The 20413-nt window shown below is 59.0% G+C and carries 17 protein-coding genes and 1 other RNA gene; 7 read left to right on the top strand and 11 right to left on the bottom strand.

From position 1 onward, the window contains the following. Nucleotides 1-703: 703 nt before the first annotated feature. The 8 genes from KVG85_RS16665 to KVG85_RS16630 form a co-directional block, all read right to left on the bottom strand. Nucleotides 704-1960 carry an integrase domain-containing protein gene (locus KVG85_RS16665; protein ID WP_217864394.1) on the bottom strand — a complete coding sequence of 419 codons (1257 nt, stop codon included), beginning with the start codon at nucleotides 1958-1960 and terminating at the stop codon, nucleotides 704-706. Between the two features lie 187 nt (nucleotides 1961-2147). Further along, nucleotides 2148-2536, bottom strand: a transfer-messenger RNA (tmRNA) gene (gene ssrA, locus KVG85_RS16660). A gap of 98 nt (nucleotides 2537-2634) precedes the next feature. Continuing rightward, nucleotides 2635-2913: a PA2433 domain-containing protein gene (locus tag KVG85_RS16655; protein ID WP_217864393.1), complete on the bottom strand. Its 279-nt coding sequence runs from the start codon at nucleotides 2911-2913 to the stop codon at nucleotides 2635-2637. A 129-nt stretch (nucleotides 2914-3042) separates the two neighbouring features. Next, nucleotides 3043-5853: an FAD-binding and (Fe-S)-binding domain-containing protein gene (locus KVG85_RS16650; RefSeq protein ID WP_217864392.1), complete on the bottom strand. Its 2811-nt coding sequence runs from the start codon at nucleotides 5851-5853 to the stop codon at nucleotides 3043-3045. Further along, nucleotides 5850-6521, bottom strand: a complete 672-nt coding sequence (locus KVG85_RS16645; RefSeq protein ID WP_137215539.1) for a LutC/YkgG family protein — start codon at nucleotides 6519-6521, stop codon at nucleotides 5850-5852. The genes KVG85_RS16650 and KVG85_RS16645 overlap by 4 nt, the downstream gene beginning before the upstream one ends. Continuing rightward, nucleotides 6518-7975 carry a LutB/LldF family L-lactate oxidation iron-sulfur protein gene (locus KVG85_RS16640; protein WP_217864391.1) on the bottom strand — a complete coding sequence of 486 codons (1458 nt, stop codon included), beginning with the start codon at nucleotides 7973-7975 and terminating at the stop codon, nucleotides 6518-6520. Before KVG85_RS16640 ends, KVG85_RS16645 begins: the two co-directional genes overlap by 4 nt. Continuing rightward, nucleotides 7972-8796: a (Fe-S)-binding protein gene (locus KVG85_RS16635; RefSeq protein WP_217864390.1), complete on the bottom strand. Its 825-nt coding sequence runs from the start codon at nucleotides 8794-8796 to the stop codon at nucleotides 7972-7974. Before KVG85_RS16635 ends, KVG85_RS16640 begins: the two co-directional genes overlap by 4 nt. A gap of 160 nt (nucleotides 8797-8956) precedes the next feature. After that, complete coding sequence (locus KVG85_RS16630; protein WP_217864389.1) at nucleotides 8957-10651, bottom strand: lactate permease LctP family transporter; 1695 nt, start codon at nucleotides 10649-10651, stop codon at nucleotides 8957-8959. Between the two features lie 263 nt (nucleotides 10652-10914). Between KVG85_RS16630 and KVG85_RS16625 the strand changes: the two genes are divergently transcribed. After that, nucleotides 10915-11682, top strand: coding sequence for a GntR family transcriptional regulator (locus KVG85_RS16625; RefSeq protein ID WP_110646639.1), 768 nt, complete (start codon nucleotides 10915-10917; stop codon nucleotides 11680-11682). A 117-nt stretch (nucleotides 11683-11799) separates the two neighbouring features. On the opposite strand, the gene smpB is transcribed toward KVG85_RS16625, so the two are convergent. Continuing rightward, nucleotides 11800-12282 (bottom strand): SsrA-binding protein SmpB, encoded by a 483-nt coding sequence (smpB, locus tag KVG85_RS16620; protein ID WP_007953781.1) that lies wholly within the window; start codon nucleotides 12280-12282, stop codon nucleotides 11800-11802. Nucleotides 12283-12401: 119 nt separating this feature from the next. On the opposite strand from smpB, the gene KVG85_RS16615 reads away from it, so the two are divergent. Genes KVG85_RS16615 through KVG85_RS16605 form a run of 3 tightly spaced genes read left to right on the top strand, consistent with a single transcriptional unit; the run spans nucleotide 12402 to nucleotide 14545 of the window. Continuing rightward, entirely contained in the window at nucleotides 12402-13805 is a 1404-nt protein-coding gene (locus tag KVG85_RS16615; RefSeq protein ID WP_217864388.1) for a sodium-dependent transporter, read from the top strand. A gap of 7 nt (nucleotides 13806-13812) precedes the next feature. Further along, complete coding sequence (locus KVG85_RS16610; protein WP_016771773.1) at nucleotides 13813-14247, top strand: type II toxin-antitoxin system RatA family toxin; 435 nt, start codon at nucleotides 13813-13815, stop codon at nucleotides 14245-14247. Beyond that, nucleotides 14240-14545, top strand: a complete 306-nt coding sequence (locus KVG85_RS16605; RefSeq protein WP_217864387.1) for an RnfH family protein — start codon at nucleotides 14240-14242, stop codon at nucleotides 14543-14545. Before KVG85_RS16610 ends, KVG85_RS16605 begins: the two co-directional genes overlap by 8 nt. A gap of 61 nt (nucleotides 14546-14606) precedes the next feature. Here KVG85_RS16605 and KVG85_RS16600 read toward each other — a convergent pair whose 3' ends face one another. Next, on the bottom strand, nucleotides 14607-15134 hold the full coding sequence (locus KVG85_RS16600; protein WP_110603496.1) for an outer membrane protein assembly factor BamE: 528 nt from the start codon (nucleotides 15132-15134) through the stop codon (nucleotides 14607-14609). Between the two features lie 97 nt (nucleotides 15135-15231). Here KVG85_RS16600 and fur point away from each other — a divergent pair, with 97 nt between their 5' ends. Next, nucleotides 15232-15636, top strand: coding sequence for a ferric iron uptake transcriptional regulator (gene fur, locus KVG85_RS16595; protein WP_016771770.1), 405 nt, complete (start codon nucleotides 15232-15234; stop codon nucleotides 15634-15636). A gap of 76 nt (nucleotides 15637-15712) precedes the next feature. Here the strand turns inward: fur and recN are convergent, their stop codons facing one another. After that, nucleotides 15713-17386, bottom strand: a complete 1674-nt coding sequence (gene recN, locus KVG85_RS16590; RefSeq protein WP_217864386.1) for a DNA repair protein RecN — start codon at nucleotides 17384-17386, stop codon at nucleotides 15713-15715. A gap of 240 nt (nucleotides 17387-17626) precedes the next feature. Between recN and grpE the strand changes: the two genes are divergently transcribed. Together grpE and dnaK are read left to right on the top strand one after the other, a co-directional pair. Beyond that, on the top strand, nucleotides 17627-18193 hold the full coding sequence (gene grpE, locus KVG85_RS16585) for a nucleotide exchange factor GrpE (protein WP_039759570.1): 567 nt from the start codon (nucleotides 17627-17629) through the stop codon (nucleotides 18191-18193). Nucleotides 18194-18295: 102 nt separating this feature from the next. After that, nucleotides 18296-20212 (top strand): molecular chaperone DnaK, encoded by a 1917-nt coding sequence (gene dnaK, locus KVG85_RS16580; RefSeq protein WP_024011565.1) that lies wholly within the window; start codon nucleotides 18296-18298, stop codon nucleotides 20210-20212. The last annotated feature ends 201 nt before the right edge of the window (nucleotides 20213-20413 follow it).

The following is a 20413-nucleotide window of genomic DNA, read 5'->3' as shown; positions in this document are numbered from 1 at the left end:
CAGCAATGCGATGACCGGGGCATGCCTGACTGTCAGTCAGGTGCAGTCCATTCCTAGGTCTGCGGCACCATCATCTACAGCGCTGTTGCTGGTGACATCGGCGTTTGTCACGCCGATTGTCACGTGGGGGATTGCCGCAAAGCCCCGTTCTATATGGGCTGCAGCAGTGGTGGGAGCGCCCGTCTCTTTCCAGGAGAAAGAGACGGGCGCAGGTTGGCGCAAGATTCGGCCAAGCGGATAGGTTGCTGCAGGGCAGCGAAGTAGGAAGTGTCGTCTGGCGCACGAGGGCCATGATCTGAAGTAGGCATCCATCACCGGGGAGGTGACCTAGCGAGCTGCCGGACGCGAATCGCCTTTTGGGGGGAACCACCGCGAGAGCGGCGTGACCTTCAAGGTTCGGGCCACCTGGGGTTGCTGTCATCGACAGCGCTTGCACGGCCAGTTCTACGCCTGTGGATAAACCCGGTCAAGGTTCGAAATTCAGCGCCACTTAGGACTTGAAGAGCGGTTATCCCCCGGTGGAATTCCGTGGTAAATCCTGGGCAACGTGGTCGCTTTTAGCTCTTCAAAGTAAGGTCCATCCAAACAGGGCGGCTTTGCAGCCCTGTTTGGATGGACCCGCGCTTAGAAGCGGATAAGTGAGGCTGCTTGCCCCGAACCTTGAACGTTCAGTTGTTTCTGCAGTTCTTGCGCCTGTACCGCGCTAGCGAATCGGCACCACGTTCTTGTCTCTGACTTGGCCGTATGCTGAAGCGAGCAGGCTACCGGTGGCGGCTTTCTGGATGTACTCACTCCACCAGGCCATCATCGGGCGCCGGCGCTCGATGTAGTCGGCTCGGTTGTAGGCGCTGCGCACCTCATCCTTGTCAACATGCGCCAGTGCGACCTCAATAAGTTCCGGGTCCCACCCATGTTCATTCAAGATGGTGCTGGCCATCGAGCGCATGCCGTGGCTGACCAACCGATCCTGGAACCCCATGCGTTTCAACGCCATGTTGGCGGTCTGGCTATTGGCATGGGTACGCGGATTTCTGTCAGCCGGAAAGACGTATTCGCGATGGCCGCTGTGAGTCTTCAATGACTCCAACAGTGCGACAGCGTGATCACTCAACGGGATGCTGTGAGGGCGGCGCTTCTTCATCCGCTCCGGTGGGATAGTCCAGACACGCCTTTCAAAGTCGATGTCTGCCCAGCGAGTAGTCGCCGCCTCGGCGGGGCGAGTCATCGTGTGCAACTGCCATTCGATTAGGCAGCGGGTCGTGCGTTTGATACTGGCGTTCGCGATCTCCAGCATGAGCTCCGGGAGCTCTTCCGGCGGAAGCGCAGCCATGTTCTCTTTCTTGGGCTTTTTGAATACCGCCCTGATACCGCTGAGTGGGTTGGCGTAGATCAGGCCAGAGTTCACACCGTAGGTCATGATCTCGTTTAGCCGCTGGCTAAGACGTTTGACTGTCTCCAGGCTACCTTTCGCTTCGATTGGACGAAGCAATCCGATCACCATCGGCGCGGTGATTTTCGCGAGAGGTGTCGTCTTCAAATCGGGGAGCATGTGCAGCGTGAGCGACCGCCAAATGTCCTCGGCGTAGGCCGGGGTCACCGAGTCTTTTTTGAGTTCGAACCAGGCGGTGGCGACGTTCTCGAAGGTGTGTTCCGTTTCTGCGCGCTTGGCTTCATTCAACGTATTGCGTTGCACTTTCGGATCAATGCCCTGCGCGAGTAACTCGCGTGCATCGACTGCCATCTTTCGTGCATTCGCTAAAGACAGTTCGGGGTAGGTCCCGAAGCCGATGTTGATGCGCTTCTTGGTAACCGGTTCGCGGTAGTTGAAATTCCACAGCAACGAGCCGTTGCTGCGTACCCGGAGCTGCAAACCGTCACCATCCGTGAGGACGTAATCCTTGGACGCGGGTTTGACTCCCTTGAGCTGTCGATCGGAGAGGCGGAGGGTTTGAGCAGGCATGAGATTGTCCTCAGGCACTGATTCGGTATTCCAAAGATTAGCACCGGATGAGCTGGAATACCGTCTGGAATACCCAAATGGCTGGAACTCCAAAACTCTCAAAAGAACGCAAAAGCGCTGGAGGCCGCGTATTTACTGGATTTCAGGCACAAAAAAAGACGTCCGTGGACGTCTTTAGATGATCAAATGGTGGAGCCGGGGGGATTTGAACCCCCGTCCGCCAGTACTCCGCTGTCGGTACTACATGCGTAGCCGTGTCTATTAAGTTAACCCTCAGCGACCCGACGGGCAGGGTGCTTTGGGCGAGTTGTGTAAGTTTTAGCCGCTTCGTCCACAACGTACTGCACGGCGATTCTGTTCTATATGACAATCATTTCGGGTTTACAGACATCCCCTGATGATTGCTGGACCCGAAGGTACCAGGAGCATTGTCAGCTGCAATTAAGCAGCGAGAGCAACACCGTATTGGTCGTCATTGGCAACTATAAGTAGTTGCAACAGTGGATTTACGACTTCTGTTACCAAGTCGGCATGCACCTAGAGTTTCGCAACCGGCGTCGAATCCTAAACGGCCCCGAACTCATTGCCCGGTGAATCTGATCGGGCAACAAGCGTGCACAGTGTACGTCAATCTGCCGACGAGGCCAACCCGCACGTTGGCCCGTCAGTATGGATCAGTTGTTGGTGCCGGTGGCTTTGCGCAGTTCGACGATGGTTTGCGAGGTTTCCGCAATGCAATCGTCGATTTTGCCTTGAGCCTTGAGCGCCTCGGCCTTGCTCACACTGGCGTTAGCGCGCTGGCTCAATTCCGGATTCGACGACAACTGCCCTTTGGCGTTGTTGATCGTCTGAATGTTGGCATCGCACAGATCGGCAGGCTTGTCTTCGGCGAACGAAGTGGACGCCATCATCGAGGCAGTAACGAACAGACCTAACAGTACAGAACGCTTCATGTGTATCTCCTTGAACTGAGGGATCCAGGCTTCGCTGACCGCTGGGCGAGCCACCGAATGGAGGAAAAGCCCCGATTTGTCGGGGCCTGTTCTGTGGATTGCCGTCTCGCTCAAGAGTTCTATTTTTTTTCAGACAGCCTTCGCCCGGGTCACCCGATCCACCAGATAAACCAGCCCGTGGTAGTCGATGCCACCATGCTGGGTCAGGCCGATTTCGCAGGTGCGGCTGGTGGAAATGCCCTCGCTGCAGTGCTGCACGGCGTCCTTGAGCGTACGCAGCGAATGGCTGTTCAGCTCCGGTGTGGTGAAGCCTTTGTCGCCGGCAAATCCGCAGCAATGTATGCCTTCGGGAATCACCACAGTGGTGCTGCATTTGCGCGCCAGATCGATCAGCGCCTGGCTTTCGCCCAAGTGCTGAGTGCTGCAGGTCACGTGCACGGCAATCGGCGCTTCCTGGGGTGTGAAGTCCAGGCGATCCAGCAGATGCGTACGGATGAAGCGCACCGGATCGTACAGATCCAATCGTGTTTCGCCGATGTCCTGCACCAGTCGCAACGTACACGGGCTGGTGTCGCAATAGATCGGGTCGAGGCCGCCGCGACTGGCGTGGAGCAGGGCGCTGATCAGTTCCTGGTGTTTGTGCTCGGCCTGTTCGGCGTAGCCTTTGGAGGCGAACGGCTGGCCGCAGCAGAGGTTGTCTTGATTGTCGGGAAAGACTACCTGGTAACCGGCCTTTTCCAGCAGGCCACGGGTTTTGTCGTACAGCGACATTTGTTCTTTGTCACCCGCCGCCGGGCCCATGACCCGCGAGACGCAAGCCGCCAGATAAACCACGCGCGGGCGCTCGTCCGAAACGCTCGGGCTGAAGCGAATGGCTTTTTCCGGCTGTGGCATGGCGTTGGTCCATAACGGCACCTGGCCTTTGGACAGTCGCGTCAGCGTTGCCGACAACTTCGCCAGACGCGGCGCGCCGAGCATCATCCGCGCGCCGTTGGCGACGTGCAGGGTGAAGCGTGCGCCTTGCAGGGTTTTGGCGAAATTTCCTTCGATCCAGTCAGCGGTTTTCTGATGCGTGGCGTGTCGGCCACGGAGCTTTTTCACCAGTTCGCCGGTGTTGATGCCTACAGGGCAGCGTTGCGCGCACAGGCCGGTCGCGGCGCAGGTGTCGATGCCTTGGTACTCGTAGGCTTTTTCCAGTTCTGTGGTGTCGACGCCGGCGCGCTTTTTCGCCTGGATATCACGCCAGATGACGATGCGCTGGCGCGGGCTCAGGGTCAGGCCTTTCGAGGGGCAGACCGGTTCGCAGAAACCGCACTCGATGCACTTATCCACAATCTCGTCCGCCGCCGGCAGCGGTTTCAGGTGCTTGAGATGGATCTGCGGATCTTCGCTGAGCACCACGTCCGGATTGAGAATGCCGTTGGGGTCGAGCAGGCGTTTGAGCTGCCACATCAGTTGATAGGCGTCGCTGCCCCATTCCAGTTCCACGAACGGCGCCATGTTGCGGCCGGTGCCGTGTTCGGCCTTCAGCGAGCCGCCGAACTCCACGGCGACCAGTTGCGCGACGTCGTCCATGAATGCTTGGTAGCGTGCGATTTCTTCCGGGCTGTTGAAGCCTTGGGTGAAGACGAAGTGCAGATTGCCTTCCAGTGCGTGTCCGAAAAGGATCGCTTCGTCGTAGGCATGTTTGTCGAACAGCTCGATCAGGCGATTGACGCCGATAGCCAGTTGTTCGACCGGGAAGGTCACGTCTTCGATGATCACCGTGGTGCCGGTTTTGCGCACGGCGCCGACAGCGGGGAAGGTGTCTTTGCGGATGGCCCAGAGGCGGGCGTTTTCCACCGGGTCTTCGGTGAAGTCGACCTGCTTCTCTACGGGGAAATCGCGCAGGGACGTCATGATTTGCGCCAGTTGTTCCTGCAGTAATGTCGACGATGCTGCGCGGGATTCGATGAGCAGCGCGCAGGCATTTTCCGACAGCAGCTGTACGAAAGCGGGCATGCCTTTTTTGTCCTGCACCGAGCGCAGACTGCGTCGGTCGAGCAACTCCACCGCTGACACCGGTTGGCTTTTCAGCACGGTCACCGCGTTGCAGCAAGTCTCGACATCGGGGAACACGATCAGCGCCGAGGCCTTGTTCGGGTGATCGATGACGGTGTCGTAAGTCACCGCGCTGATAAAGCCGAGCGTGCCTTCGGAGCCGACCAGCAGGTGGCTCAGGATATCCACAGGCTCGTCGAAATCCACCAGGGCATTGAGCGACAGGCCGGTGGTATTTTTCAGACGGTATTTGTGGCGAATTCTCGCGGCCAGTTCGACGTTGGCGCGGGTCTCGCGACCCAATGTCGCGAGTCGTTCGAGCAACTCGCCGTGGCTTGAACGAAATGCAGCGACGCTGGCAGGGTCCTCGGTGTCGAGACGCGTGCCGTCGGCCAGCACCAGGCGAATCCCGGCCAGGGTGTGATAGGTATTTTGCGCGGTGCCACAGCACATGCCGCTGGCGTTGTTGGCGACGATGCCGCCGATCTTGCAGGCATTGATCGACGCCGGGTCCGGGCCGATCTTGCGCCCGAACGGTGCCAGCCAGGCGTTGGCCTGCGCGCCGATCACGCCCGGTTGCAGGCGGATCTGCGTGCCCTGGCCGCGAATCTCGCGGGCGTTCCAGTTATCCCCAAGCACGATCAGCACGGAATCGCTGATCGCCTGTCCGGACAGGCTGGTGCCGGCGGCGCGGAAGGTCACCGGCACCTTGTCGCGTTGGGCCAGTTGCAGCAGCGCCACCACTTCGTCTTCGGATTCGACGCGGATCACCAGTTTCGGGATCAGTCGATAGAAACTGGCGTCGGTACCAAAGGCCAGGGTCGACAGCGGATCGTCGAAGCGCCGGTCTGCTGGAATCAGTCGCTCGGCATCACGCAGGAAAGCAGCAGGAAGACTCATTGATCCTCCAGAATCAGCACGACCAGATCTTTCGGGCCATGCGCGCCATACGCCAGCACCTGTTCAATATCGGCGGTTTTCGACGGGCCGGAGACCAGCAGCGCGTTGGTCGGCATGCCTTGCGCCCATTCGAATTCCTCTTGCACCTGATAGAAGTTGTCGCGGATTTCGCTGGCCTTGAGCAGGGCGAAATGCACCGGTGGCACCAGGCTCATCAAGCGCGGTTCCTCACGGGTTGGCCAGATAATCAGGCTGCCGGTTGCGGCGATCGCACCGAGGGTGCCGGTGAGGCTGGCCGGGGTGTCGTTGAACAGCTCGGCTTTCCACGCTTCCATTGGCCGGTCGTAGGACTTCAGTTCTGGCAGCTCGGGATTGTTCGCCCAGTGCTGTGCGATGCGTTGCCCGTGCGGTGTGGTCGGTGCTATCAGCAGGCTCGGCAATTGGCGGTCGCGCAGCAGTTGCGCCAGTAATGCCGGCCACTCGGCGCCCGAGGTCAGGTGGATTTCGGTGTGCACCGCCTCCATCAGTTTGCGCAGTTGCGGGATGCGTTGCTCGGCGCTGTAGGTGTAGGGCTGGGTGACCAGATCGACGTCGAAGTTGTCGGCAATTGGCGTGGTGCCGGTCAGACTTTTCCGCAGCTTGCCGAGGATATTTTGCTTGGCGCTCATCGACGCTCTCCCTGTTTGCCCAGATGCTCGCGGGCCATGTCATGCAGCGAACGCGCGGCCGGTTTTGGTGCGCTGTGGTTTTGCGTCCATGGGCCGACATTGCTCGGCGTAAGGGCGCGCAGGCGCGTGGCGAAAAAAGCGAACAAGCGGTACAGCGTCGGCGAGCTATTGAGTCTGGCCCAGGCGTTCCAGATGAAACGTTCCTTGCGCGAATACTTGCTGCCCTGACCGCGCATCACCTGATTCGGCGCGTCCGGAGCTTTGACGTTTTCCTCACGCAGACGGCGCAGGATGGCCGGGATCGGAATCTTCACCGGGCAGACCTCACCGCAGGCGCCGCACAGTGAGGACGCGCTCGGGTGGTCCGGGACCTTGGCCAGGCCGACCATATGCGGGGTGATGATTTTGCCGATCGGCCCCGGATAAACCTCGCCATAAGTGTGGCCGCCCACTCGCGTGTATACCGGGCAATGATTCATGCAGGCGCCGCAGCGGATGCAGTTCAGGGTCTGGCGCAATTCACTGTCGGCGAAGGCTTGGCTGCGACCGTTGTCGAGCAACACCAGATGCACTTCCTGCGGGCCGTCGAGTTCGTGTTCCTTGCGCGGGCCGGAGATCATGTTGACGTAAGTGGTGATCGGAATGCCCAGCGCCGAGCGCGTCAGCAGTGACAGCAGCGGCACCACGTCGCGCAGGTTTTCCACGACTTTTTCGATGCCGGTAACGGCGATATGCACCGGCGGCACGGTGGTAGTCATGCGCCCGTTACCTTCGTTTTCCACCAGCAGCAGGGTGCCGGTTTCGGCCACGGCGAAGTTGACGCCGGAGACGCCGATGTCGGCTTCGAAGAATTTCTGCCGCAGGACCCTGCGACCGATCTGAATGAGTTGGTCAACGTCCTTGGTGTATTCCACGCCAAGTTTGTCGTGGAACAAGGACGCGACCTGACCGGCATTCTTGTGGATCGCCGGCATAATGATGTGTGAAGGCTTCTCGTGGTCGAGCTGGACGATGTACTCCCCCATGTCGGACTCCAGACATTCAATGTCCCGAGCCTCGAGGAAATGGTTCATCTCCATCTCTTCGCTGACCATCGATTTGCCCTTGATCACTTGCCGCGCCTCGTGAGCGCGGATGATCGATAAGACGATGCCATTGGCTTCGTCCACCGTTTCCGCCCAGTGCACTGTCACACCGTTGCGGGTCAGGTTCTGTTCCAGTTGCTCGAGCAGGTCGGGCAACCTGGACAGCGCGCGGGCCTTGATCGAATTGCCCAGTGCGCGCAAGTGTTCTCTTTCGTGGGCATCGCTGAAAGCCGCTGCCCGCTTGGTCATCAGTGAATCCATGGCAGTGCGGAAGTTGTTCCGCAGCTGCTGATCACCCAAGGCATTGTGTGCCCGGGTGCGGAAGTCTTCTTCTACGGCGACCGTAGGAATAATCGTTGAGGTGCTCATTGCGCACCTCCGGTTCGCTGCCAGAGGAAGCTCGCCAGATGTTGCCCGCGCAACGCGTCCTGCTGTTTCTCCAGCGCGCCGTTGATGTTCATCAAACAGCCGCAGTCGGCACTCAGTACCTTGTGCGCGCCGGACTCCTTCAATGCGCGGGTCTTGTCAGCCACCATCGCGCCGGAAATGTCTGGCATACGGACGCTGAATGTCCCACCGAAGCCACAGCATTCGCTTTCGTGGTCGTGATTGACCCGCTCCACATTGCTCAACTGCGCCAACAACTCGCGGCCGTGCAGGTGGGTATTCATTTCGCGGCGTGCCGAACACGAGGTGTGCAGCGCGACTTTCACCGGTTCGCCGCTGTCCTTGAGCTGCACCTTGCAGACGAACAGCAGAAACTCGGCCAGTTCATAAGTGCGCGCCGCAAGGGCCTGCACCTGTTTCAACGTTTCCGGCTCGTCCTTGAACAAGTCGGCGTAATGCTCGCGCAGCATGCCGGCGCAGGAACCCGACGGCACCACCACCGGATAATCCCCGGCAAACAACGCCAGTTGCGAGCGCGCTACCGTCCGCGCCTGCTCGGTGTAACCCGAGGTGTAGGCCGGTTGGCCGCAGCAGCTCTGCCCCTGCGGGTACTCGACCCGGATGCCTTCGCGCTCCAGCAGATGGATCGCGTCCATCCCGGCTTCGGGGTAGAACAGGTCGACCACACACGTGCCGAACAGGTAGACCCGCGACGGTTTTTCGCTGGGGTATTGCCGAGGTTCGGGCAGTGGCGGTGCCACGCGGGTCGCGTTCGGCACGGCGTTGTAAAAAAGCTCGCTCATCAGGCGTGTCTCCGGGTGGGCCCGGTTATCCGTCTGCTGCGGCTGCCGAATATAAAGCGCATTGCTTTCAGCAGCCTTACAGACCCGGTGGTGAATTGCTGACGCCGGATCACGGGCCGGCGTCGGTTATTTCCGTATTTCTTGTAGGCGTCTTGTAGGTTTAGTGCACCAGCATGCCAGTGAACCAGTAGGCCTGAGCCAAGGTGATCAAACCGACGATCGTTGCAAAGAATAGGCTGTGCTTGAGGGTGAAGCGGAACAGATCCGATTCCTTGCCGACCAGACCGGTCGCGGCGCAGGCCACGGCGATCGATTGCGGCGAGATCATCTTGCCGGTCACGCCGCCGCTGGTATTGGCCGCCACCAGCAAGGTGTCGTTGACGCCGATCTGGTGGGCGGTGGTCGCTTGCAACGAACTGAACAGCGCGTTCGACGACGTATCCGAACCGGTGAGGAACACGCCCAGCCAGCCGAGGAACGGCGAGAAGAACGGGAACGCGGCGCCCGTACCGGCCAGCACCAGTGCCATGGTCGAAGACATGCCGGAGTAGTTGGTGACGAAAGCGAAAGCCAGCACCATGCCGATCGACAGAATTGGCCAGCGCAGTTCGTAGAAGGTCTCTTTCAAAGTGGTCAGACCAGTTTTGAAATTGATCTTCAGTACCAGCATCGAAATCAGCGCGGAAAAGAAAATCGCCGTGCCGGTGGCGGAAATCGGGTCAAGTTTGAACACCGCTGGAATGGCGGTCGGATTGGCCACGATCGGCGCAGTCTTGATCACTAGTTGATCAAGGTGCGGAATCGCGAAGTTGAACACCCAGCCGTACATCGAGCCGCCGGCAGCAAACATCGCTTTGAAAGGCTTCAGCGTCCAGATCGTCACCAGCACAGTGAGGATCAGGAACGGCGACCACGCCTTGAAAATTTCCCCGAGGCTGTAGGGCGAAGCCACGGTGGTGCGCTTCTGGCCGAAACCGCCGACGCTGGCGCTGACCACTGAGGCGGACACGGCGCCAACGATGTGCTGGCCGGCGGCGCGGCGTGGTTGCCAGACCTTGAGGAACAGGGTCAGGGAAATCAGGCTGGCCAGTGCCGAGGTGATGTCCGGCAGTTCCGGGCCGATGAAGTTGGAAGTGAAGTATTGGGTGATGGCGAAACTCAGACCTGCCACCAGCGCGGCCGGCCAGGTTTCGCGCACACCGCGCAGGCCGTCCATCATGAATACCAGCCAGAATGGCACGAACAGCGACAGCAGTGGCAACTGGCGACCGGTCATGGCGCCGATCTTGAAGGCGTCGATGCCAGTGACCTGGCCCGCCACGATGATCGGAATCCCCAGCGCGCCGAACGCCACCGGCGCGGTGTTGGCGATCAGGCACAGGCCGGCGGCATACAGCGGATTGAAGCCCAGTCCTACAAGAAGCGCGGCAGTAATCGCGACCGGCGCGCCGAAACCGGCGGCACCTTCCAGAAAGGCGCCGAAGCAGAAACCGATCAGCAACACCTGCAAGCGCTGGTCATCGGTAATCGACAGGACCGAGCTGCGGATGACCTCGAACTGACCGCTTTTCACCGTCAGTTTGTAGAGGAACACCGCTGCGACAATAATCCAGGCAATCGGCCACAGACCATAAGCGAAACCGTAACCAGCGGCGCCGAAGGCCATGTCCACTGGCATCTGGAAGGCGAAAATCGCCACGGCAATCGAAAGCGCGAGGGTGATGCTGCCGGCCACATGGCCTTTGAGGCGGAACACCGCCAAAGCGAGAAAGAAGAACACGATGGGAATGACGGCCGCGAGAGCGGAGACGCCAAGACTGCCGAGCGGGCTGTAGAGCTGTTGCCAGGTTTGCATAGTGGGGTGGCCCCTAATTGTTGTTGGTCAGGCACTTTGAGCAATCTTGGATAATTGGTAAGACCAATTTACAAGCGCTGTCGGCTAGGGTAAAAGCCTTGGTGGCGGTGTGTCAATTTGCCGCTCTGAAACTTTCGTCGAAGATGCGGTGCAGGGAGCAACTGATCCGCTTTGGCGAAGTGGTGTCTGGCAGGTGTCGGCGGCGCGCGGATAGGCCAGAATAGACACCCCGGCGAGCGGTCGGGATCGTGGAGAAATGAGTTATGGGCTTTGATCAGATACGTCAGCGCCGTTTGTCTGACGATATTGTCGAGCGCCTCGAGGGGATGATCCTCGAGGGCACGCTGAAGTCGGGCGAGCGGCTGCCGGCCGAGCGCGCGCTGGCCGAACAATTTGGCGTATCACGCCCGTCGTTGCGCGAGGCGATTCAGAAACTGGCAGCCAAAGGCTTGCTGGTCAGTCGCCAGGGCGGCGGCAATTATGTGGTGGAGGGTCTCGGATCGACGTTCAGCGATCCGCTGTTGCAATTGCTTGAAAGCAATCCCGAAGCGCAACGTGATTTGCTCGAATTCCGGCACACCCTGGAGGCATCGTGCGCCTACTACGCCGCATTGCGCGCCACCGATGTCGATCGCGAGCGCCTGACCGCTGCGTTCGAAGAGCTGCAGGACTGCTACTCGCGTCACGAAGAAGTCAGCCGGGCGGAAGAGGGCGCGGCGGATGCGAAATTTCATCTGGCGATTGCCGAGGCCAGTCACAATGCGGTGTTGCTGCATACGATTCGCGGCTTGTTCGATCTGCTCAAGCGCAACGTCGTGACCAACATCGGCGGCATGTACAAACAGCGTACGGAAACCCGCGACATGCTGATCTCGCAACATCGGGAATTGTATCTGGCGATTATCGAAGGGCGTGCCGAGCAGGCGCGAGAAGTGTCCAGCCGACATATTCTGTATGTGCAGGAAGTGCTGGAAGAGGTGCGTCAAGAGGTGCAGCGCATGGCTCGGGCGGAGCGGCGCAAGGGGATGTGATCAGGTGTGTTTGTGTTGATGCTGAAATAGCTTTCGCGAGCAGGCTCGCTCCCACCTTTGAAATGCATTCCAAGGTGGGAGCGAGCCTGCTCGCGAATTGGCGCTAAAGGAGAAAGATCAGTCTTCCTTGCCCTTGTTGCGCACCGCACGCTGCAATTCACGACCGGCATCGCGCTCGCGCTCGGTATCACGCTTGTCGTATTCCTTCTTGCCCTTGCCCAGAGCGATCTCGCACTTGACCATGTGCTTGCTCCAGTACCAGGACAGGCAGACGCAGGCGTAACCCTTCTGCTGCACGGCGGCGGCAAGCTTGTCCAGCTCGCGGCGGTTGAGCAGTAGTTTGCGCGTGCGCACCGGGTCGGCGATGACGTGGGTGCTTGCAGTCATCAACGGCGTGATGTGGCTGCCGAGCAACCATGCTTCGCCGTCCTTGAGCAGCACATAGCTGTCGACCAGCTGCAACTTGCTCGCCCGCAGACTTTTTACTTCCCAGCCGGCCAGGACCAGACCAGCCTCGAACTTGTGCTCGATGAAGTAATCGTGTCGCGCCTTTTTGTTCTGCGCGATGGTCCCTGTTGGGTGTTTCTTCTGTTTAGCCATAGGGGCGGCATTATATGGAGTTGTTCGGCTGTCGGCTACGGTGTTGCTGCGTGCTTGAGCAGGTTGAGTGAATCCCGGACAATGCGGCCTCTTTTTCTAACGCTTGGGCGTGATAAACGATGTCGACAGACAAGGTTTCTGTCCACGGCAGTTGGGCTAGCCGCTGGGTATTCATACTCGCCGCGACCGGTTCGGCCGTGGGACTGGGTAGTATCTGGAAGTTCCCCTACATGGTCGGGGTCTACGGCGGCGGCGCCTTTGTGCTGATGTTCCTGGCGTGCATCGCGCTTATCGGTGTCCCGGTCATGCTCGCGGAAACCCTGATCGGCCGGCGCGCCCGGCAAAGTCCGGCGAACGCCCTGAAGGTGCTGGCGCTGGAAGCGGGACACTCGGCGAAATGGTCGTGGGGCGCGTTTGCCGGGATGATCACGGCCCTGCTGATTCTTTCTTTCTACAGCGTGGTCGGCGGCTGGTCGCTGGATTACATCGTCGACATGGGCCGTGGCGATTTTCAGGGCGCGACGGCCGATCAGGTCGGCGCCTATTTCGGCAATGTCATCTCCAATCCATGGCGCCTGACACTTTGGCACACGATTTTCATGCTGCTGTCGGCCTTCGTGATCGCCAAAGGCGTGGTCGCCGGGCTTGAGCGCAGCCTGCGAATCATGATGCCGCTGCTGTTCGTGATGATTCTGGTGCTGCTGGGTTACAGCATGACCACTGGGCATTTCATGGAAGGCGTGCATTTCATGTTCGACTTCCACCCGGAAAAAGTCCTCGACGGTCTGCTGCCAGCGATGGGGCACGCGTTCTTCTCGCTGAGCGTCGGCGTCGGCTCCATCATGATCTACGGCGCCTACATGCCGAAGAACACCTCGCTGTCGGGCACGGTGGTCGGTGTCGCGCTGCTGGATACTTTCGTATCGCTGGTCGCCGGCCTGGCACTGTTTCCGATTGTGTTCGCTGCTGGCCTGAACCCAAGCGAAGGCCCGGGGCTGATGTTCGTCAGCCTGCCGTTTGCTTTTGGTAATGTCTTTTTCGGCCAGTTGATGGGCGTGGTGTTCTTTGTGCTGGTCGCGGTGGCAGCGTGGAGTTCGGCGATTTCCCTGCTGGAGCCGATGGTGGCTTACCTGGTTGAACGCACTAAAATCAGCCGAATCTGGGTGACGTTCTGGCTTGCGTTCACCTGCTGGTTCGTTGGTCTGGGTACGGTTTTTTCTTTCAATATCTGGAAGCAAGCCAAGTTTTTCGTGAACGAAGGCGGGGCGTTCAGCCTCTATCAATGGGGTGCGCAGAGCGGTCTCGACTTCTTCGGCGTGATCGATTTCTTCACCTCGCGGATCATGTTGCCCCTCGGTGGCTTGTGTTTCGTGCTGTTCGCGGGATGGGTGATGGGGCGTGAAGCGGTGCGGGATGAATTGTCCATCCAGAACCCGGTTCTGTTTGCCCTGTCCCTGTTCTTGATGCGCTACGTGGCGCCTATCGGCATTCTTGTAGTCTTTGCCGCTCAGCTCTGGAAGTAACGCTTACATGACGACACATATCCAACGATCCGCGCTCCTGCCGTACCCGGCGCAGTTTCTCTACGACCTGGTCAACGATGTCGCGCGGTACCCGGAGTTTCTGCCGTGGTGCTCGGAGGCTGAAGTGCTGGAAAGCTCCCCGGAACACATGCGCGCCAGTGTCGGCGTGGCCAAGGGCGGCCTCAGTCAGCATTTCGTCACGCGCAATACGCTGGTGCCGGGGCAGTCGATCGAGATGAATCTTGAAGAAGGCCCGTTCACTCAGTTGCACGGCATCTGGGTATTCAAGGCGCTGAACGAAAAGGCCTGCAAGATCAGTCTGGATCTGTCGTTCGATTATGCCGGGCCGTTGGTGCGCGCTACGTTGGGCCCGCTGTTCAATCAGGCGGCTAACCAGCTGGTGGATGCTTTCTGCCAGCGCGCCAAGCAGATGCATGGTTAAGCCGGTGATCGAGATAGAAGTCGTGTACGCGGCGGTTGATCGCCAGGTTCTGCGTACGATCAGCGTTGCTGAGGGCGTTAGTGTTCGTGCTGCGGTGCACGAATCGGGCATCGCGGCAGAGTTTCCTGAGTTGAATCTGGCGGAGTGTCCGCTGGGGATTTTTGGCAAGGTCGTGGCTGACGCGGATTCTCGCCCTGTTCAGGCGGGCGACCGGATCGAAATTTATCGACCGCTGCTGGCTGATCCCAAAGAAGTTCGACGCTTGCGCGCGGCCAAGGCTAAAGCACGCAATTCTTGATCAGACCAAACTGCAGGCAATAAAAAACCCGGAATGTCCGGGTTTTTTATTGCCTCGCCTATTACTGCGGCGAGGTGTCCAGCGGCTCTGGTGTCGGAACCGGTACGGTTTCCACACCATCAACGTCCTTCTGGATCTGATCCAGCAAGGAGCCTGGTTTGGCTGGCTTCTCAGCTTCTGGCTTGTCGGTGTTTTCAGCAGGCGCGGTCACGGTAGTGCCGCTGTCCTTGCCGAGAATGGCTTCATCACGGCTCACGCCGGGCATGAAGTCACCGGACAGGCTGACAAGCTGGTCGTTGGAATTGAAGATAACGCTGATTCGTTCCTGCTGGCGTTCGCCGCCACCCGGTTGCAGGCTGTACAGATAATCCCAGCGATCGGCATGGAACGTGTCGGCAAGCAGAGGGTTGCCCATGATAAACCGTACTTGCGGCCGGGTCATTCCCGGGCGTAACTGGTCTATCATGTCCTGCGTGACGACATTGCCCTGCTGGATGTCGATTTTGTAAACCCCGGGGAATGAACAACCGGCGAGTGCGAGCAGTCCCACAAAGGTGAAACTGGTTAGCAAGAGCTTGGTGTTTTGCATCGGTGGGCGACTTCCACTATCTTGGCTGGGACAACGTAAACGCCGATCATACCCGCATTAAGAGAAGCTGCGAAGCAGCATCGCGAGAAAGCTGACCATGGTTGAAAATAGCGAACTACGCAAAGCCGGCCTCAAAGTGACCCTGCCACGGGTCAAGATCCTGCAAATGCTCGACTCTACCGAGCAGCGTCACATGAGTGCCGAGGACGTCTACAAGGCGTTGATGGAAGCTGGTGAGGACGTCGGTTTGGCCACGGTTTACCGTGTTCTGACCCAGTTCGAAGCGGCCGGCCTCGTGGTCCGCCACAACTTCGACGGCGGCCACGCGGTCTTCGAACTGGCTGACGGTGGCCACCACGACCATATGGTCAACGTGGAATCGGGTGAAGTGATCGAATTCTTCGACGAAGAAATCGAAAAACTTCAGAAGTCGATCGTCGAGAAGCATGGCTTCGAGATGGTTGATCACAACCTGGTGCTGTACGTACGCAAGAAAAAGTAAGCATGTCGCGCGAATTTCACATTCGCGAAACGAACGAAGGCGACCCAAGGGTCGCCTTCGTGCTTTCTACTATTTGTTACGCCTTGGCGGTCACCACCATTTTTTTCGCGTGAGCCAGGGATTCCTTGGTCAGATCAATGCCGCCGAGCATGCGCGCGACTTCTTCGATGCGCTCGTTCTTTGTGAGCTTGGCGACGGCGGTGTGAGTCGCCTTCTCGTCGCGGACCTTGTGCACGAACAGATGCTGATGCCCTTGCGCCGCCACTTGCGGCAAGTGCGTCACGGTCAGGACCTGGCCGCGATCACCGAGACGGCGCAGTAACTGGCCGACAATCTCGGCAGTCGGCCCGCCAATACCTACGTCCACTTCGTCGAATACCAGCGTCGGCACGCGGGAGGTCTGGGCGGTAATGACCTGAATTGCCAGACTGATCCGCGACAGCTCACCACCGGAGGCGACTTTTGCCAGCGCCTTGAGCGGTTGGCCGGGGTTGGCGCTGACCAGCAGTTCGACCTGCTCTAGCCCGTTCGGCAGCAGTTCGTCGCTGCTGTTGGCTTTCAGTTCGATGGTGAAGCGGCCCCCGGGCATCCCAAGGCGCTGGATTTCCTGCTCCACTGCACTGGCGAGGCTGCCGACGGCTTGATGACGAAGGTCGCTCAGCTCGCGCGCTTTCTCCTGATAGTGGCGGGCATAGGACGCCAGTTCTTCACCCAGACGCTCGATGGATTCATCATTGGCGTTAAGGGTTTCGATTTCATCGAGCAGCTTTTGCTGCATCTCGCCGACTTCGGTCGGTTGAATCCGGTGTTTGCGCGCCAAGGTGTAGATAGCGTCGAGACGCTCTTCGAGGTATTGCAGGCGAGCCGGGTCGGCATCGAAATTGTCGAGGAAGCGATTGAGCTCGCCGACTGCTTCTTCTACCTGAATCTGTGCGCTGGTCAGCAGGCTGCTGGCTTCACCCAGCGCCCCCACTGAACTGTTCACGCTGGACAGGCGATTGAGGCTGGCAGTCAGCGCATTCAGCACATTGCCGGAATCGCTTTCGCTGCACTGCTCGACCACTTGTCGACAAATGCCCAGCAGGGTTTCGGCGTTGGTGAGGTTCTTGTGTTCCTGTTCCAGCTGTTCCAGTTCGTTTTCGCCGAGGCCGAGGTTTTCCAGTTCTTCGAGCTGATAGCTGAGCAGTTGATGGCGTGCACGTTGTTCGTCGCCGGAGTTGGAGAGGCGCTCCAGTTCCTGGCGAGTCTGGCGCCAGCGCTGTGCGGCCAGTTGCACCTGACGCGCCAGATCGGTCGCGCCGGCGTATTCGTCGAGCAGGCGGCGATGGGTGTCGGTTTTCAGCAGCGATTGATGTTCGTGCTGGCTGTGGATATCGATCAGCAGCTCGCCGAGGGCTTTGAGGTCGCCAAGCGGGCAGGGTGTGCCGTTGATATAACCGCGCGAACGACCTTCCGAGGTGATGACCCGGCGCAGGATGCACGGCCCGTCGTTTTCCAGATCGCGCTCGGCAAGCCAGGCGCTGGCTTCAGGGATATCAGCCAGGTCGAAGGTGGCGAGAATGTCCGCCTTGTCGGCGCCCGGGCGAACCACGCCGCTGTCGGCGCGATCACCCAGGGTGAGGCCCAGGGCATCGAGCATGATCGACTTGCCGGCGCCGGTTTCCCCTGTGATCACGCTCATCCCGCGATCAAGTTCGAGATCGAGATGTTCAACGATGGCGTAGTTGTGTACGGACAGGTGCACCAGCATAAAGGCAGCTCCCAGGCTTGAGGTCTGGTTATTTATACAGTGTTTTGTTCAGGCCTGACAATGCCCGCCCTTAGCTCGATTTGCTTGATCAGAGAGTTTTCTTAGCGCGTTCAAGAATGAGTATTCAGCACTTTTTTGTAGGGACAATTGTTTTCAGCCCTTGAAGCCTGATTTTGCGGCCCCATATATCGGGGCAGAAGCGCGAGTCAGGCTCGCGGACGAAATTGAAAGGAGAATTCTATGGCTGACGAACAGACAGTAGATACGCAAAACCCAGATGCCAATCAGGCGCCCGAAGGTTCGGGTGACGACCTGGCGACCCGTGTGCAAGTGCTCGAAGAGCAATTGGCCGCCGCGCAGGATCAGTCTCTGCGTGTTGCTGCCGATCTGCAGAACGTTCGCCGCCGTGCCGAGCAGGACGTCGAGAAGGCGCACAAGTTTGCCTTGGAAAAATTTGCCAGCGACCTGCTGCCGATCGTCGACAGCCTGGAGCGCGGCCTCGAGCTGTCGAGCCCGGACGACGAAAGCATCCGCCCGATGCGCGAAGGCATCGAGCTGACCCTGAAAATGTTCCACGACACCCTCAAGCGCTACCAGCTTGAAGCGATCGATCCGCATGGCGAACCGTTCAACGCCGTTCACCATCAGGCGATGGCCATGCAGGAAAGTGCCGACGTCGAGCCGAACAGCGTGTTGAAGGTTTTCCAGAAGGGCTACCAGCTCAATGGTCGCCTGCTGCGCCCGGCGATGGTCGTCGTCAGCAAGGCGCCGGCACCGGTTTCGCCTTCGATTGACGAGCAGGCTTGAAATTAGCCGCAAGGCCCCCATTTAGAAGTCAAGCGTTTAAGTGCTACCGCAGTCAGCCACCACTGCTGCGGCAACAAAATCCAAAGTTTCGGGAGAGTGAACATGGGCAAAATTATCGGTATCGACCTGGGGACTACCAACTCCTGCGTCTCCGTGCTGGAAAACGGCAAAGCCAAAGTTATTGAAAACGCTGAAGGCGCGCGTACCACGCCGTCGATCATCGCTTACGCCAACGATGGCGAAATTCTGGTAGGTCAGTCGGCCAAGCGTCAGGCTGTAACCAACCCGCACAACACCCTGTACGCGGTAAAGCGTCTGATCGGTCGTCGTTTCGACGAAGAAGTTGTGCAGAAAGACATCCAGATGGTCCCTTACAAGATCGTCAAGGCTGACAACAACGACGCCTGGGTAGAAGTGAACGGCCAGAAAATGGCACCGCCACAAATCTCGGCTGAAATTCTGAAGAAGATGAAGAAGACCGCCGAAGACTACCTCGGCGAGGCAGTGACCGAAGCGGTGATCACCGTTCCGGCCTACTTCAACGACAGCCAGCGTCAGGCCACCAAAGACGCCGGCCGCATCGCTGGTCTGGACGTAAAACGTATCATCAACGAGCCAACCGCAGCTGCTCTGGCTTACGGTATGGACAAGGCCAAGGGCGATCACACCGTTATCGTTTATGACCTGGGTGGCGGTACCTTCGACGTATCCGTTATCGAAATCGCTGAAGTTGACGGCGAGCACCAGTTCGAAGTGTTGGCCACCAACGGTGACACCTTCCTCGGCGGTGAAGACTTCGACATTCGTCTGATCGACTACCTCGTTGACGAATTCAAGAAAGAAAGCGGCATGAACCTCAAAGGTGACCCGCTGGCGATGCAGCGCCTGAAAGAAGCCGCTGAGAAAGCCAAGATCGAGCTGTCGTCCGCTCAGTCGACCGACGTCAACCTGCCGTACATCACTGCAGACGCGACCGGTCCTAAGCACCTGAACGTGAAGATCTCGCGTGCCAAGCTCGAAGCACTGGTTGAAGACCTGGTTCAGCGCACCATCGAACCTTGCCGCATTGCCATGAAAGACGCCGGTATCGACGTCAGCGCGATCAACGACGTGATTCTGGTCGGTGGTCAGACTCGTATGCCGCTGGTACAGAAGCTGGTAACCGACTTCTTCGGTAAAGAAGCACGTAAAGACGTCAACCCGGACGAAGCTGTTGCCATGGGTGCTGCGATTCAGGGCGCTGTTCTGGCCGGTGACGTGAAAGACGTGCTGCTGCTCGACGTCAGCCCGCTGACCCTGGGTATCGAAACCATGGGTGGCGTGATGACCGCGCTGATCGAGAAAAACACCACGATTCCTACCAAGAAATCGCAAGTGTTCTCGACAGCCGACGACAACCAGGGCGCTGTGACCATTCACGTTCTGCAAGGTGAGCGCAAGCAAGCCGCACAGAACAAATCGCTGGGCAAGTTCGACCTGGCCGACATTCCACCAGCTCCACGTGGCGTGCCGCAGATCGAAGTGACCTTCGATATCGACGCCAACGGCATCCTGCACGTCGGCGCGAAAGACAAGGCTACCGGCAAGACCCAGTCGATCGTGATCAAGGCCAACTCCGGTCTGTCCGACGAAGAAATCGAGCGCATGGTGCGTGACGCCGAGGCGAATGCCGAGGAAGACCGCAAGTTCGAAGAGCTGGCCGCTGCCCGTAACCAGGGTGACGCACTGGTGCACTCGACTCGCAAGATGGTCGCTGACGCAGGCGACAAGGTCACCGCCGAAGAGAAGACTGCAATCGAAGCTGCAGTGGTTGCTCTGGAAGCCGCCGTCAAAGGCGACGACAAGGCTGCCATCGAAGCCAAGGTTGAAGAGCTGTCGAAAGTCTCCGCTCCGGTTGCTCAGAAGATGTACGCCGAACAGGCTCAGCCAGCTGATGGCGCAGCCCCGCAAGGCGAATCGGCTGAGAAGGCTGACGACGTTGTCGACGCCGAGTTCGAAGAAGTCAAAGACCACAAGTAAGTTGTTGGTCGCCCGGTTGACTGCCTTGCGGCGGTGACTGGTAGGATGTCGCCGCGCGGGAGCTTGCCTCCCGCGTTGGCGTATCTGGAATACGTGAATTTTTACAGCATGCGACACCGTTCGGATGTTGGCGGTATGGCCGGGAATGCTCCTGCTTTTCGCGCCGCAGATACCGCATCAATCAAGACCAGGATCGTTGAA

The sequence above is a fragment of the Pseudomonas triticicola genome, assembly GCF_019145375.1.
GTDB classification, from domain to species: domain Bacteria; phylum Pseudomonadota; class Gammaproteobacteria; order Pseudomonadales; family Pseudomonadaceae; genus Aquipseudomonas; species Aquipseudomonas triticicola.
This window is presented reverse-complemented; position numbering and strand designations above follow the sequence as displayed.